14 protein-coding genes are annotated in these 13,281 nt (G+C 65.5%); 6 read left to right on the top strand and 8 right to left on the bottom strand.

The window, feature by feature from the left end; all coding sequences use genetic code 11:
- Positions 1 to 56 precede the first annotated feature (56 nt).
- Entirely contained in the window at positions 57 to 449 is a 393-nt protein-coding gene (locus B8W69_RS25660; RefSeq protein ID WP_085292516.1) for a carboxymuconolactone decarboxylase family protein, read from the bottom strand.
- Positions 450 to 741: 292 nt separating this feature from the next.
- Between B8W69_RS25660 and B8W69_RS25655 the strand changes: the two genes are divergently transcribed.
- From B8W69_RS25655 to B8W69_RS25645, 3 genes are all read left to right on the top strand, one after another.
- A complete protein-coding gene (locus tag B8W69_RS25655) occupies positions 742 to 1,359 on the top strand; it encodes a nitroreductase family protein (RefSeq protein WP_085292523.1) in 618 nt (205 codons plus the stop codon).
- 122 nt (positions 1,360 to 1,481) lie between these two features.
- Complete coding sequence (locus B8W69_RS25650; RefSeq protein WP_085292515.1) at positions 1,482 to 2,480, top strand: acyl-CoA dehydrogenase family protein; 999 nt, start codon at positions 1,482 to 1,484, stop codon at positions 2,478 to 2,480.
- Positions 2,464 to 3,639: an acyl-CoA dehydrogenase family protein gene (locus B8W69_RS25645; RefSeq protein WP_085292514.1), complete on the top strand. Its 1,176-nt coding sequence runs from the start codon at positions 2,464 to 2,466 to the stop codon at positions 3,637 to 3,639. The genes B8W69_RS25650 and B8W69_RS25645 overlap by 17 nt, the downstream gene beginning before the upstream one ends.
- A 5-nt stretch (positions 3,640 to 3,644) precedes the next feature.
- Here B8W69_RS25645 and B8W69_RS25640 read toward each other — a convergent pair whose 3' ends face one another.
- The 7 genes from B8W69_RS25640 to B8W69_RS25610 all read right to left on the bottom strand — a co-directional run bounded on the left by B8W69_RS25640 (position 3,645) and on the right by B8W69_RS25610 (position 9,640).
- On the bottom strand, positions 3,645 to 5,039 hold the full coding sequence (locus tag B8W69_RS25640; RefSeq protein WP_085292513.1) for an alpha/beta hydrolase: 1,395 nt from the start codon (positions 5,037 to 5,039) through the stop codon (positions 3,645 to 3,647).
- A gap of 227 nt (positions 5,040 to 5,266) precedes the next feature.
- A complete protein-coding gene (locus B8W69_RS25635) occupies positions 5,267 to 5,833 on the bottom strand; it encodes a hypothetical protein (protein ID WP_085292512.1) in 567 nt (188 codons plus the stop codon).
- Positions 5,830 to 6,723, bottom strand: a complete 894-nt coding sequence (locus tag B8W69_RS25630; protein WP_085292511.1) for an Rv1363c family protein — start codon at positions 6,721 to 6,723, stop codon at positions 5,830 to 5,832. The genes B8W69_RS25635 and B8W69_RS25630 overlap by 4 nt, the downstream gene beginning before the upstream one ends.
- Before the next feature lie 32 nt (positions 6,724 to 6,755).
- Positions 6,756 to 7,199 carry a hypothetical protein gene (locus B8W69_RS25625; RefSeq protein ID WP_181447478.1) on the bottom strand — a complete coding sequence of 148 codons (444 nt, stop codon included), beginning with the start codon at positions 7,197 to 7,199 and terminating at the stop codon, positions 6,756 to 6,758.
- 75 nt (positions 7,200 to 7,274) lie between these two features.
- A complete protein-coding gene (locus tag B8W69_RS25620) occupies positions 7,275 to 8,639 on the bottom strand; it encodes a cytochrome P450 (protein ID WP_085292510.1) in 1,365 nt (454 codons plus the stop codon).
- Positions 8,640 to 8,684: 45 nt separating this feature from the next.
- Positions 8,685 to 8,885, bottom strand: a complete 201-nt coding sequence (locus tag B8W69_RS25615; protein WP_085292509.1) for a ferredoxin — start codon at positions 8,883 to 8,885, stop codon at positions 8,685 to 8,687.
- A 53-nt stretch (positions 8,886 to 8,938) separates the two neighbouring features.
- Complete coding sequence (locus B8W69_RS25610) at positions 8,939 to 9,640, bottom strand: SDR family NAD(P)-dependent oxidoreductase (protein WP_085292508.1); 702 nt, start codon at positions 9,638 to 9,640, stop codon at positions 8,939 to 8,941.
- A gap of 368 nt (positions 9,641 to 10,008) precedes the next feature.
- Here B8W69_RS25610 and B8W69_RS25605 point away from each other — a divergent pair, with 368 nt between their 5' ends.
- The 3 genes from B8W69_RS25605 (at position 10,009) to B8W69_RS25595 (ending at position 13,268) form a co-directional block, all read left to right on the top strand.
- Positions 10,009 to 11,214, top strand: coding sequence for a CaiB/BaiF CoA transferase family protein (locus B8W69_RS25605; protein WP_085292507.1), 1,206 nt, complete (start codon positions 10,009 to 10,011; stop codon positions 11,212 to 11,214).
- A 382-nt stretch (positions 11,215 to 11,596) separates the two neighbouring features.
- The gene (locus tag B8W69_RS25600; RefSeq protein WP_085292506.1) at positions 11,597 to 12,415 is read left to right on the top strand and encodes an MlaE family ABC transporter permease; all 819 of its coding nucleotides are present in this window, start codon (positions 11,597 to 11,599) and stop codon (positions 12,413 to 12,415) included.
- A gap of 7 nt (positions 12,416 to 12,422) precedes the next feature.
- Positions 12,423 to 13,268, top strand: coding sequence for an ABC transporter permease (locus B8W69_RS25595; RefSeq protein ID WP_085292505.1), 846 nt, complete (start codon positions 12,423 to 12,425; stop codon positions 13,266 to 13,268).
- The last annotated feature ends 13 nt before the right edge of the window (positions 13,269 to 13,281 follow it).

The raw sequence follows: 13,281 nt of genomic DNA, 5'->3' as shown, positions 1-13,281 counted from the left end.
GCTAGCGATCGCCACTGTCCCGATGGTGGTGACCCGCTGCGCCCGGCTCCGCCGCGCTAGCGATCGCCACTGTCCCGGTCCAGTTCGGCGAACGCCTCATTGGCGATGCGGAAGCTGTCGACGGCCGCTGGCACACCGGCGTAGATGGCCACCTGCAGGAAGACCTCGCGGATTTCCGCACGGGAGACCCCGTTGGTCAGGGCGGCCTTGACGTGCGTGCGCAATTCGTTGGGGCGATTGAGCACCGAGATCATCGCCAGGTTGAGCAGGCTGCGGGTCTTTCGCGGCAGCTCCTCGCGGCCCCACACGGCACCCCAGCAATATTCGGTGACGAGATCTTGCAGGGGCCCGGTGAAGTCGTCGGCGCCGGCCAAAGCGCGTTTGACGTACTCCTCGCCCAGCACCTCGGAGCGGATTTGCAGCCCCCGCTGGTAGGTTTCGCGATCCAATGCTTCCTCCTTCGATTCGCGGAGTGGTCCGCGTTGCTGTCTTAGCGCCGCCGAAATTCCGGTTGCCTGAGGCAGTCTTGCACCGCCGCCGCCCCGCGGGGTCTACAGTCGAGGTTCACATGGACCTGCCCGCTCGTGTCCTCGAGCCCGCCGGGCGGCAGCGGGAACATGGAGCGCGCTCAATTGCTCTGCGGCGGTTGAGAATACAAGCGCTCGAAGCAGGAGGACCTGGCGCGACTTTCGGCGTTGAGGAGAAGCAGTGACCGGAGCAAGCGCGGACATCTGGGAAGTGATGTCGACGGCCCGAACGATCCGGCGCTTTACCGACCAACAGGTGGATGATGCGACTCTGGCGCGCTGCCTCGAAGCGGCCAGGTGGGCCCCCTCGGGCGCCAACGCGCAGGGCTGGCGTTTCGTGGTGTTGCGCTCGCCCGAGCAGCGGGCCGTGGTGGCCAAGGCCGCGGCCCACGCGCTGGAGGTGATCGAGCCGGTCTACGGCATGAGCCGGCCTGCCGCCGACGACAACAGCCGCCGCGCGCGCACTTACCGTGCGACGTACGAATTGCACGACCGCGCCGGTGAATTCACCTCGGTGCTGTTCGCCCAGGCGCACTACCCGACGGCGTCGGAACTGCTGCTCGGCGGTTCGATCTTTCCCGCCATGCAGAACTTTCTGCTGGCCGCCCGCGCCCAGGGGCTCGGCGCCTGCCTGACCAGCTGGGCCTCGTACGGCGGTGAACAGCTGCTCAGGGACGCCGTCGGCATACCGGAGGGCTGGATGGTCGCCGGCCACATCGTGGTCGGGTGGCCGAAGGGCAATCACGGGCCGCTGCGCCGCCGCCCGCTTGCCGAGTTCGTGAACCTCGACCGCTGGGACAACGCCGCCGACGGCCTCGTGACCAGCAGTTAGCTCGCCGGAGGAATTCCGCTCGTCACGGGGCTTCGGTGACCCCATGCCCGGAATCCGAGATTATTACTTCCGCAACCGAGAATGTTATTCTCGCCTGACAGTCACGACGAGAGGCGGCGCGGATGCTGTTGGAGTTCGATGCTGATCAGCGACTGTGGCAGGACACAGTGCGCGACGCCGTCGCGAAGCAGTGCCCGCCGTCGCTGGTGCGCAGCGTGGCCGAAGAGGGCGTCGACCCGAGCCCGCTGTGGAAATCGTATGTAGACCAGGGCTGGACCGAGCTCAGCGATGCGGACAGCGCCGTCGAGCTGGCCATCGTGCTCGAGGAGCTCGGCCGCGCCACCGACCCGACCCCATTCCTGGCGACGATGAGCCAGTTCGCACCGCTCGCCGGGGACCGATTCGACCCACACCAATCGGGCACTGCGGTCTATGGCGGGGTCGCGGCGCACCGCGACGCCGAGGGCTGGGTGCTGGACGGCACAGCCCGCCATGTGCTCGACGGCGATCGCGCGGATCGGCTGGCCGTGGCCACCGACGCGGGGGTGTTCCTCGTCGAGTCCAGCCAGGTGTCGGCCCGGCGCTCGGCGGTGTTCGACCCGGTGCTGCACGTCGCCGACCTGTCGTTCGCGGAGGTTCGGGTAACCGACAGCGAGCGGCTGACTGTCAACGCCGAGCGCGCCCACCACGTTGCGCTGACCGGCATGGCCATCACGATGGTCGGCGCCTGCCAACGCATCCTCGACCTGGTGCTCGAGCACGTCAAAAGCCGTCATCAATTCGGCGTGGCGATTGGCTCCTTCCAGGCCGTCCAGCACAAGGCCGCCGACATGCACGTCGCGGTGGAACGCGCCCGCGCCCTTGCCTACTTCGCCGCGCTGACGATCGCGGCCGACGATCCCCGCCGCCGGCTGGCCGCCGCAATGGCCAAGGCGTCGGCGGGGGAGTGCCAGTCGCTGGTGTTCCGGCACGGCCTACAGCTGCATGGCGCAATGGGATTCACGTGGGAGAACGACCTGCAGTTCGCGCTGAAACGAGCCAAAGCGGGTGAGCTGATGCTTGGCGGCGCGGCGGAGCACCGGGCGCGGATCGCGGAGGAATACCGTGCAGCTGACTTTTGATTCCGACGTCGAAGAGTTCCGGGCTGAGTTCTCGGCATTCCTCGATGAAAACCTGCCCCCCGCAAGCGAAACGCTCGAGCGGCCCCGGTCGGTCTCGCACATGCCGCAGTGGGCGCGCGACTGGCAGCGGCTGTTGTTCGACAACGGCTGGCTGCTGCCCAGCCAGCCACCGGAATTCGGGGGCCGCAACGCGACGGTCATTCAGCAGTTCGTCTACCTCGAGGAACTCAGCCGCCGCCGGATCTACCACACCTTCAACCCGCAGGGCGTGAACATCGTTGGGGCGTCGCTGTTGTCGTTCGGCACCGACGAACAGAAGCGGCGCTGGGCGGTGCCGATTCTGCGGGCCGAGATCACCGCGTCACTCGGGATGAGCGAACCTAGCGCGGGCTCCGACCTGGCGTCGCTGCGGACCCGCGCGGTGCTCGACGGCGACCACTTCGTGGTCAACGGGCAGAAGGTGTGGACCTCGGGTGCCCACGACGCCGACGTCTTGTTGACGTTCGTCCGTACCAATCCAGATGCGCCGAAGCACAAGGGAATCAGCGCGCTCGTCATCCCCACCGACACCCCGGGTCTGGTGCGCCGGCCGTTCCCGTCGATCTGCGGTGTCGACGATCTGGATTTCAACGAGGTCTTCTTCACCGACGTGCGGGTGCCGGCCGAGAACCTGGTCGGCGAGCTCGACCAGGGCTGGCGGGTGGCCAACGGATCGCTGGGGCACGAACGCACCATGATGTGGCTGGGTTTCGCCGATCGCCTCGAGAACATGATCGACGACTTCCATCCCAACACCGACGTCGAGCGCGACCAGTACGCGAGCACGATCATGGACAGGCAGGCGCTGCGCCTGTTGGGTTCGGCGGCCCTTGCCCGCGCCGCGCGCGGCGAAGATGACGTGGCCGCGATCTCGGTGCTCAAGCTGCTGGGTTCCGAAGCGGAGTTGCGTGGCATGGAACTGGCGTTGACGTCCGCGGGATCCGAGGGGCTCGTGCACCCCGGGCTCACGGGCCCGTACGCGCACATGAACCTCGACCACTACTTCGCCAGCTGGTTCGAGCGCTATGCCCGCAGCTTCTCGGGGACCATCGCCGGCGGTACCTCCGAGATCCAGCGCAACATCATCGCCCAGCGGGTGCTCAGCCTGCCGCGCGGCTAGCGCGCTCAGAGGGCTTGCTGAGAGACATTGCCGGCCAACGGCATCCGGGCCACGCCCGGAGTGTCCAGCTGGCCTGCCAGCCACGGCAACGCCGTGGCGAACACCGTGCCTGCAGTCGGCCAGTCGTGCTTTCCGGGCTGGGCGACCACCGCGCAGTCGATGCCGTTCGCCCGGCCGACCTGGCACAGGGAAGCGGCGGCGGCGGCCTGGTTGCCCGGGTCAGAGGCCGCACCTCGGCTTGCGACAGACAGCGCGGCGCCATCGACGATCGTGATATTGCGATGCGGCGTCGGCGTACCCCCAGAAGTGATGGCGAACCAGCCGGATACCCCGGTGTAGCGGCCGTGGCGGTTGATCACCGTGGTCGGGTCGAATCTCGCCCACGCGTCGGCGTCGCCGTCGAAAAGGTTGGCGATGGTTTGTTCCTTGGTTCCGGTGTTGGGGGTCAGGTCGCCCTCGATGTCGACGAACGAGCTGAACATGTTGGGATGCATGACGGTGAGATCCACTGCGGTCGTCCCGCCCATCGACCAGCCGACAACGCCCCAGTGGGACGGGTCAGGGCTGACCCCGAAGTTCGAGACCATATAGGGCACAACGTCTTTGGTCAGATGATCCGCGGCATTGCCGCGGATTCCGTTGACGCCTTCGGTGTCGTTGTCGAACGCGCCGCTCGGGTCCACGAACACCAGCACCGGTGCATTGCCGTCATGCGCGGCCGCAAAGGCGTCGACAGTCTCTACGGCGTTGCCGGCGCGCACCCAATCGGCGGGCGTGTTGACCATGCCGCCGATCATCATCACAGTCGGCAGCTGCGGCGGCGGGGAACTCGCAAACCACGCCGGCGGCAGGTAGACGAGTTCCTCGCGGTGCTTGAAATGCGACGCGTCGTCGGGAGTCTGCACCGACACCAGGCTGCCGTGCGGCGGCTTGGCTCCCTTCGCCGCCAACGCGATCACGGCGGCTTTGTCGGTCTGGTTGGGCAGCCGAGCGGAGGTGATCTGCTCCCACGCGCTCTGCACGGTCTGGAAGTAGCCGACCCACTGGTTGAGCACGAGCAGCGAGCAGAGCAGGCACAGTGGCACCGCCAGGATCGACAGCGCACGCCGCCACCACCCCGCACCGCGCCAACCCAGGATCAGCACCGCCATGGCCATGCCGACCAGCGCGATCCACACGTACAGCGCGGCCGGTGCCGACTTGCTGGCCCCGTCGGCGATGTAGGAATGCGCCCCGAGGGCCGTCATGACTCCGGCGACGGCCGCGGCGGGCAGCCACAGCAAACGCCAACGACGTGAGCGCCATCCGGCGGCGAGTCCCAGCATGATCGGCGTGACGATCTGGGCCGTGATCGGCACCCAACCGTGGATCAGAGATATGTGGTTGCCCAGAAGCGACATGGCGATTCCTCCTCTCAGCTGCCAGCGATCCAGCTGCGTGAGAAAAGGATCGAATGCCGACCTCGGCGAATCCTTGGTGGATTCTTGGGCACGGTCGGGGTGGCCGGAGCCGGCGCCCGTGGGTGCGCTACATCGGGTGTGAAGCCACGGCGGCTGCCGTCGGCGTGTCGTCGCCCTCAGCGCACAATCAAAACCGCGGGCTCACACTCGAGAACAGCTGAAACGGCTCAGACCGGTTCGAATTTGGTAATCAGCCAGGCGCCGTTGACCCGGGTCAGACTCACCAGCACGCTGCTGGAGGCCATCGCGGGGTCGGGATTGTCCTTGCTCGTGGTGCTCTGGTCGACCAGCACCAGCACCACGGCCGAATTCGGATGTAGTTCCTGTACCGCGGCCCCCAGCACCCGGGCGTTGGTTTTCAGTGACTTCTGTTTGGCTGCCGGAGCCACGATCTGTTCGGTGAACTGGTTGTAGTACGACAAGAAGTCGCCGGACAGGTGAGACTTGGCGGCGGCGAAGTCTTTGTCGAGGGTGTCGGGCGAGTACGACAGCAACGCGACCGTTCCGTCGGACGCCGCGTTGGCGACCACGCTCGCGACGCCGACGTCGGTCTGTTTGTCCGGCCGGTACTGCTTGAAGTACAGCCACGTCGCCGCGCCACCGGAAAGCAGCAGCAGCACAATCAGAATCACGGGAACGACTTTCACCTTGCGCCGCGCGCGTGGAGTCCGAATTTGATTGGCTGTTTCGGCAGAGTCGCCGGCGGTGTCGATGCTGGGCTTTTCCTCGCTCACGGAATGAACTCCACGTTGGACATCTTGTATTGCCCGCCGTCGTTTTTGACGGTCACCTTGAGCCGCCAATTGCGTGGTGCGTCTTTGGCGCCGGCGGCGTTGGTGACGTGCGATGTCGCCGCGACGAGAACCAACGCGAAATCCCCGTTGATGGATTGCACGGCGGCCGCATTCACGGTTCCTTCGGTGACCACTTTGGACTGCTCGACGACGGTCGTGAAATCTTTTGCACGCGCCTGGAAGTCGTCCCGGAACTGGCCGGTCGAGCTGTCGATCACCCGCTGGACGTCCTCCTTGGCTTTGTTGAAGTCCATGGAAGTCAGGTTGACGACACCTTGTCTGGCTCCCGCGATGAAGTTCGCGGCGCGCTGGTTGCGCTCGACGGTTTCATGACGCTGCCACATCATGTATCCGCTGGCCGCGACGAAGGCGCAGATGAGGATGATGACGGCAGCTTTCCATGCCACGGACCACGAGGGCAGCCGCAGGCGTCGCCGAGAGCGCGCCTGCTTGGATTCCGATTCCGCGTCTTCGGGGGTTTCGTCGGAGACTTCTTCCTCGGTCTCCGCTTCGTCGGTTGCCTCGGCGGTGTCGCTGACGTCGTCAGTCTTCGGCTCGGCGGTCGTCGCCTCGTCGGTCTCCGGCTCGGCGGTGTCGGTTGCGTCCTCGGCGGCGTCCGAGGCTTCTTCGGCGATCTCAGTCTCGGACTTGGCCTCAGCCTCAGCTTGGGCCAGCGCTTCGCGCCGCAGCCGGGCGGCACGGGCGCGGGCGCGCGCCGCGGCGGCCAGCGCTTCGGCTTCGGCTGCCTCGGCCTCGGCTTCCTCGAGCAATGCCCTCGCCTCGGCTTTCGAGGTGGCCGAATCTTGCGGCGGTTCCTTGGCCTCAGCCATCGTGCTTACTGACTCCTGTACGTCTCACGCGGCTAGAATCGCACGAGCGAGAACGGGTAACTGTTGCTGCCCCCGGGTCCACCACCGCAGCCCGTGTCGAACGTCGAGTCGACCTGACCCGCCAGCGTCACCGCATCCCACGAATAGACGTCATGCGAGGGAAAGAACTGGACCACGCAGCGAACACCGTCGGGCACATCGACGGCCATGGTGTAACGGCCATTGGCCAGCTGAGCTACGCCTCTGTAGACCGTCGCTTGCCCGTTGGGCTGCGGAGTCGCGTACACCTGCGCGCATCCTGGCGCCGGCTGGACGCACGGGCTAATCGACCAAATCCAGAAGTGGCCGGGATCCCGGTTCGTGTCCACATGGTAGTTGCCAAACAGCATGTCCGCGTGGGCGGTCGGCGTGACAGTCAGCGCGGCAATGGCAAGCGCAAGGCTCACTGCGAAAGTCTTCACCGTTGCGTCTCCCATCTCTGCACGCGCAATTGCCCCAAATATAGGGGGTGGTCACGCTGAACAGGCCCACTCGTAGAAATTGTGAGCAGCTCAGTCGATGACCGCAGCTTCCTTACGCTCGGTGATCGGCCGGGCGAGTTCTTGCTCGTCGCAGATGCGTTGCAGCTTCTCCAGCGTCTCGTCCAGGCCCGCTCCCACCTTGCGGCCGGGCGTGAAGGTGGCCGGCAGCTTACGCATGCCCTGAATGACACCGATGGTCTCGTAGTGGACGGTGCCCTCTGGATCGCACTGATAGTCGGGCATCCGGTCGAGCACCGCGGTCAGCATGGATTTGAACACGGTGCGTGCCACGTTCGACCCGATGCAGCGGTGAACACCCAGCCCGAAGCTGAAGTGCCGGTTGCCCTTACGGTCGAGGATGATCTGGTCCGGGTCGTGGAACACCGAGGGGTCGCGGTTGGCCATCGCCCACGAAATCCAGAGCCGCTCACCCTCTTTGAACTGCGTGCCGTCGAGCTCGGTGTCGTCGGCGAAGGTCCGGCCGTCGCCGGGCGCCGGAGTGAAGTAGCGCAGGAACTCCTCGGTCGCGGGGTCGAGCAGGGTCTTGCGCTCGTTGCTGAGCAGCTGTCGTTGCTCCGGGTTTTCCGAAAGCCATTCCAGTGAATGGGCGGTCAGGGCGGTCGTGGTGTCGAAGCCGCCGCCGATGACCAGGCCCAGGTTGCCGAGGATCTCCAGATCGGGGGCGGGCTCGCCGTCGATCCGCATCTGCAGCAGCGCATTCACGATGCCGGGCCGCGGGTTCGCGCGTATCTCGAGCATGTTGTTGACCATGTCGAGCCCCATCTCGCGGTGCATCGCGGTGACGCGCTCGATGTCGGGGGAGTGCTCGGGCGTGTACACCGCGGCGTGCACCGGCTCGCTGTACATGTTCCACTTCTTCAGCGGGATGCCCAGCATTGCCAGCGTGAAGACGGCGGGCACGATGTTGGCCAGGTCGTCGACGAAGTCGATGCGGCCGCTCTCGATCTTCTCGTCGAGGCAGGCACGCGTCACGTCGTCGATGAACGGTTCCCAGCGCTTGATCGCCGCCGGTGACAGGTACGGATTGAGCACCGTTCGGTACATGCGGTGCTCGGGGTCGTCCATCTCCAGGATGCCGCCGCGCACCGCGCTGACCCGGCTGGCGGTGGGGATCGAAATGCCTTTGTAGCCGCGGCGTTCCCCGTGGATGTCGTGATCGTTGGAGACGGCGGGGCAGCGGGCCAGCTCGAAGACCTCGTGGCTGCCTGCCGCGACCCAGTGCCCGCCATAGGTGTCCGTCCAGGCCATCGGGCACTTGGCGTGCATCTCTTCGGTGATCGCCTTGAACTTGGACCGGTACTCCGAGGAATGCCGGTCGAAGTGGTACCGATTCTTCTTGCGGTCGCTGTCATTGACGACGTCGTCGACACTCAACGCTCTGTCTCCCTATGTGTTTCGCTGGCTAAGGCCCGTGCCGGCTCAGGCGTCGTCGGTGATCATGATGGCCTGCTCCGGACAGGACTGCGCGGCTTCACGCACCTGGTCCTCGCGATCGGCGGGCACCACCTCGTCGATTGCCGACGAACTGCCGTCAATGTCGCTGAGCTGGAACGAATCCGGAGCGATCATCGCGCACAGGGTGTGGCCCTGGCACCGTTCTGAATCCACCGAGACCTTCACGGGCTTTCTCCTCTCACGCTGGTTGCCGGGCACCGCTGACGAATCGCCACCGCTCAGGTGTTTCGACCGCCGTTGACGCCCAAGATCTGACCGGTGATGTAGCCGGCTTCCTCGGACACCAGAAACGCGCACGCCGCCGCGATGTCCTCGGGGGTGCCCATCCGGCGTACTGGGGTTCGCGCGATGGTCTCGTCGATGTCGCCGAGGAATCCGTTCTTCTCGGCCGCGCGCAGCATCGGCGTGTCGATGAAGCCCGGCGGCACCGCGTTGACCGTGATGCCTTTGGGCCCGTACTCGAGCGCGAGGGACTTCGTCAGGCCGTTGACCGCCGACTTGGCCGCCACGTAGTGACTCATATAGGGAGCACCCGAATGCGTGCTCGACGACGAGATGTTGACAATGCGGCCCCACCCCGCCTCGACCATGTCGGGCAGCACCGCCTGGACGGTATGGAAGACGCCGTTGAGATTGACGTCGATCACCCGGTGCCAGTCTTCGAAGGTGATGTTGTTGAACTTCTTGAAACCGTCGAGCCCGGCGGCGTTGACCAGAACCGTCACCGGACCGAGCTGGGCGCGGATGGCCGACAGCGCCGCGTCCAGTTGCGACCGGTCGGTCACGTCGGCGGTGAACGCGAAGTCATCCTCCGACGGACGCAGGTCGATAGAGGCGACGTTCAAACCGTCGGCGCGCAAGCGCCGCACGACGGCGAGACCGATGCCGGATCCGCCACCGGTGACTACCGCAGTCTTCATGTTGAGGCCTCTGCTCCGAAGGGGGCAATTTCAGTCACAAAGAATCTCCCTTACAATTATGAGAACCTTACTCTCCGCGCGGAGCGCCATGCAACACGCGCGCAACACCGTGTCCGGCCTGCGCGGAGAGGCCCAGTCCGACAGCGTACGGCCAGTTGAGGCCCTGGTCGGCACGTCGATCCCATTCCTGAGACTTTCTTGAATTATCGAAAGTCGAATGTAAGATTCGCCGGGGAAGAGAATGAAATTATCGTGATCGCCACCACACTAGGGGGGTACGGAATGCCTGCCCAGGACACGGCAGAGCCCGCCACTGGGACCGCAGCGACCGTCGCAGTAGCCGCCGTCTCAGCGAAAGGAGCCGGCGCATGAGGCCGCTAGAAGGCATCCGCGTCCTCGAAGTCGCCATGTACGGCTTCGTCCCCTCGGCGGGTGCCGTGCTCGCCGAATGGGGCGCCGACGTGGTCAAGGTGGAGCACGCGGTGACCGGTGACCCCCAGCGCGGGCTGCGGCAGACCGGGATGCTGCGCGTTGAAGGCGATCCCAACCCCAACATCGAGCACGCCAACCGCGGCAAGCGCAGCATCGGGCTGGATATGTCGGTGCCCGAGGGCAAGGAAGTGCTCTACGAGCTGGCCCGTCGCGCCGATGTCTTCCTGACCAGTTTCCTGCCCGACCACCGGCAGAAGTTCGGCATCGACGTCGACGACATCCGGGCGATCAACCCCAAGATCGTCTACGCGCGCGGGAGCGCGCTCGGCCCGCGCGGCGAGGAGTCCACCAAGGGCGGCTACGACATGACCGCGTTCTGGTGCCGCGCCGGAACCGCCGCCACCATTACCCCCGCCGGCATGCCGGGCATGATCGCGCCGCCGGGACCTGCGTACGGCGACACCATCTCGGGTACCAACCTCGCCGGTGGCATAGCGGCGGCCCTGCTCAAGCGTGAGCGCACCGGCGAACCGTCAGTAGTCGACGTGTCGCTGCTCGGCAGCGGGCTGTGGTCCATGGGGCACACCGTCGCGCTGACAAAGCATTTGAACCAGCGGCTGGAGGCGCCGCCGCCGGGCGTGCACGGCGCCCCCAACAATCCGTTGGTGGGGCTGTACACGACGTCCGACGGCCGCTATATCTCCTTTGTGATGATGCAGCCCACCAAGTTCTGGGCCGACGTGTGCCGCCACGTCGACCTGCCGGAGCTGGCCGATGACCCGCGTTTCGACACGGTGGAGAACATCGCCGCCAGCACCGCCGACGCGGTGGAGTTGCTGACCAAGGCCATCGCCACCCGCACGCTGGCGGAGTGGAGCGAGCGCTTCGCCACGCTCTCCGGGCCGTGGGCACCCGTACAGGACACCCTCCAGGCGGCCGACGACGCGCAGATCCGCTCCAACGAGTACATGGTCAAGGCGGGCGAACTCGAGCTGGTGGCCAACCCGGTGCAGTTCGACGTCGCAGCGCCACAGACCGGGCCGGCCCCCGGATTCGCAGAGCAGACCGACGAGATCTTGATGGAGCTCGGCCTCGACTGGGACCGGATCATCGAACTCAAGACGGCCGGCGCCGTCACCTAGGACTGGAGCAGCACTGACATGCTTGAGCCGACCGTCGCTTCCGTTGGGACGCAGTTACCTGCCTCACAGCACTGGCCGCGAGATGCGCGATAACGGTTATGCATTTTTCGCTCCGCCTGGACTCGGTATGAGTCATAATCGCCGGACGCTTCAAGACGTGGAGCCCCTCCTTTTGCGGTGCCATGTCACGCGACGGAACGGAGGTCTGTGGTGAGCGGACTCGCAGCTGTCGCAGCGCAGACGGACGCCGGAACATGGCTGCCCGCTGAGCATTTCGCCCTCGTCAGCGCGCCTTTACAGCTGTCAATTCTGTCGAATGTACCGCACTCGTTGCGCCACAACAAGACTGTCGGTCTCGTAGCTCGGGAAGGGGCTGCCACCGATGGCAACCAAGGGAGCTGACCACTGGTCGACGGGGTTGCCCGCGCTCAGGCTCAAGTTCGACCTCTCGGGGCCCATGCAGGCCGTCGGAGCCTTGTTCGCGATGTCGGCCGATGCGGTCAGGTTCTTGTTCCGCCGGCCGTTCCAGTGGCGGGAGTTCCTGGAGCAGTCCTGGTTTGTCGCGCGGGTGTCGCTGGCTCCAACCTTGCTGGTGGCGATCCCGTTTACCGTCCTGGTCAGCTTCACGCTCAACATCCTGTTGCGTGAACTGGGCGCCGCCGACTTATCCGGCGCGGGTGCCGCGTTCGGCGCGGTAACCCAGCTCGGTCCGCTGGTCACGGTTCTGATCGTGGCGGGCGCGGGCGCAACGGCAATGTGTGCGGACCTGGGGTCGCGAACGATTCGCGAAGAGATCGACGCGATGGAGGTGCTGGGCATCAACCCGATCCAGCGGCTGGTCACACCGCGCATGCTGGCTTCCGGATTGGTCGCCTTCCTGCTCAACAGCCTCGTTGTCATCATCGGGGTCCTTGGCGGCTACGTCTTTTCGGTGTTTGTGCAAGACGTCAATCCCGGAGCCTTCGCCGCGGGCATCACCTTGCTCACCGGCGTGCCCGAGGTGGTCATTTCCTGCATCAAGGCAGCCCTCTTCGGTCTGATCGCGGGCTTGGTTGCCTGCTATCGGGGCCTGTCGATCACCGGCGGGGGCGCCAAGGCCGTCGGCAACGCGGTGAACGAAACCGTGGTTTATGCCTTCATGTCCCTGTTCGTCGTCAACGTGGTCGTCACCGCGATCGGCATCAAGATGACGGCGAAGTAGGACAGCAATGGCGCTGAGGGCTACATATCCGCGATTAACCCGCCAACTCGAGAGGCCGGTCGCCCTGATGGGGCGGATCGGCGACCACACCCAGTTTTACGGTAAAGCGCTCGCCGGGGTGCCCTTCGCGGCCACCCATTACACGCGCGAAGTCGTTCGACTGATCGCCGAGATCAGCATGGGCGCGGGCACTTTGGCGATGATCGGCGGGACCGTGGTCATCGTCGGCTTTTTGACACTGGCGGCGGGCGGCACGCTGGCCATTCAGGGTTACACCTCACTGGGCAACATCGGCATCGAGGCGCTGACGGGCTTTCTGTCCGCGTTCATCAACGTGCGTATCGCGGCACCGGTGGTCGCCGGGATCGGTCTGGCGGCCACTTTCGGCGCCGGCGTGACCGCTCAGCTGGGTGCCATGCGGATCAACGAAGAAGTCGATGCGTTGGAGAGCATGGCTATCCGGCCGGTTGCCTATTTGGTGAGCACCAGGATTCTCGCGGGAATGATGGCGATCACGCCGCTGTACAGCATCGCCGTAATCCTGTCGTTCGTGGCCAGCCAGTTCACCACGACGTTCCTGCTCGGGCAGTCCCAGGGTTTGTACCAGCACTACTTCAACACGTTCCTGAACCCGATCGACCTGTTGTGGTCGTTCCTGCAGGCCATCCTGATGGCGCTGACCATCCTGCTGATCCATACCTACTACGGCTATTTCGCCTCCGGCGGGCCGGCCGGCGTCGGCAACGCCACCGGCAACGCGGTGCGCACCTCGCTCATCGTCGTGGTGTCCGTGACGCTGTTGGTCTCGCTTTCTATTTACGGCACAAACGGCAACTTCAACCTGTCCGGTTAGCAGAGGAGGTGAA

Origin of the sequence: Mycolicibacterium vulneris (genome assembly GCF_002104765.1) — a bacterium.
In the GTDB taxonomy this organism is placed as follows: Bacteria; Actinomycetota; Actinomycetes; order Mycobacteriales; family Mycobacteriaceae; genus Mycobacterium; species Mycobacterium vulneris.
Note: the sequence above shows the minus strand (reverse complement) of the source record. Positions and strands in the feature narration are given on the sequence as shown.

What these genes read in the sequence shown, in the direction of transcription:
- B8W69_RS25655 (WP_085292523.1), top strand. Translation starts at nt 742, where the DNA reads ATGTCGACGGCCCGAACGATCCGGCGCTTTACCGACCAACAGGTGGAT.
- B8W69_RS25650 (WP_085292515.1), top strand. Translation starts at nt 1,482, where the DNA reads ATGCTGTTGGAGTTCGATGCTGATCAGCGACTGTGGCAGGACACAGTG.
- B8W69_RS25640 (WP_085292513.1), bottom strand. Translation starts at nt 5,039, where the DNA reads ATGTCGCTTCTGGGCAACCACATATCTCTGATCCACGGTTGGGTGCCG.
- B8W69_RS25630 (WP_085292511.1), bottom strand. Translation starts at nt 6,723, where the DNA reads ATGGCTGAGGCCAAGGAACCGCCGCAAGATTCGGCCACCTCGAAAGCC.
- B8W69_RS25625 (WP_181447478.1), bottom strand. Translation starts at nt 7,199, where the DNA reads ATGGGAGACGCAACGGTGAAGACTTTCGCAGTGAGCCTTGCGCTTGCC.
- B8W69_RS25610 (WP_085292508.1), bottom strand. Translation starts at nt 9,640, where the DNA reads ATGAAGACTGCGGTAGTCACCGGTGGCGGATCCGGCATCGGTCTCGCC.
- B8W69_RS25605 (WP_085292507.1), top strand. Translation starts at nt 10,009, where the DNA reads ATGAGGCCGCTAGAAGGCATCCGCGTCCTCGAAGTCGCCATGTACGGC.
- B8W69_RS25600 (WP_085292506.1), top strand. Translation starts at nt 11,597, where the DNA reads ATGGCAACCAAGGGAGCTGACCACTGGTCGACGGGGTTGCCCGCGCTC.
- B8W69_RS25595 (WP_085292505.1), top strand. Translation starts at nt 12,423, where the DNA reads ATGGCGCTGAGGGCTACATATCCGCGATTAACCCGCCAACTCGAGAGG.